The following is a 394-nucleotide window of genomic DNA, read 5'->3' as shown; positions in this document are numbered from 1 at the left end:
CCGCGTGCCGTCGGGGTTGATCTTGCGCGAGACCAGGTGCAGGTCGTCGTCATACTCGTAGCGGGTGATGTGCCCGAGTTCGTCGCGCTCGGCAGTGACCTGGCCGTAGGCGCCGTAGCTGTAGGCACGGGTAGCGCCCGTAGGAAAGGTCGTCTGAATTAGTCGGCCAACCGCATCCCACTGCTGGCGGGTGATCGCGCCGTGCTCGTTGCAAGTGGTCGTCCGTCGCCCCAGCGCGTCGTAGGAAAAGCGCCGCACACCACCGTCGGGCAGGGTTTCCTCGATCAGTTGCCCGAGGTCGTTCCACGACAACTTGTGCCGGCTGCTGTCCGGATAGCGGATCGACAGCAACTGCCCGCGCGTGTCGTAGTAGTAATGGGTGACCTGACCGTCA

Annotated in this window: 1 protein-coding gene; it reads right to left on the bottom strand. The window is 64.2% G+C overall.

The annotated features are described in order from the left end of the window. Positions 1-394 (bottom strand): RHS repeat domain-containing protein (locus tag M0808_RS28425; protein ID WP_247843194.1); only part of this gene is annotated, 394 nt, incomplete at both ends.

The sequence above is a fragment of the Pseudomonas sp. MWU12-3103b genome, assembly GCF_023100615.1.
In the GTDB taxonomy this organism is placed as follows: Bacteria; Pseudomonadota; Gammaproteobacteria; order Pseudomonadales; family Pseudomonadaceae; genus Aquipseudomonas; species Aquipseudomonas putida_A.
The sequence above is the reverse complement of the archived record's forward strand: the minus strand, read 5'-3'. Positions and strand labels throughout refer to the sequence as shown.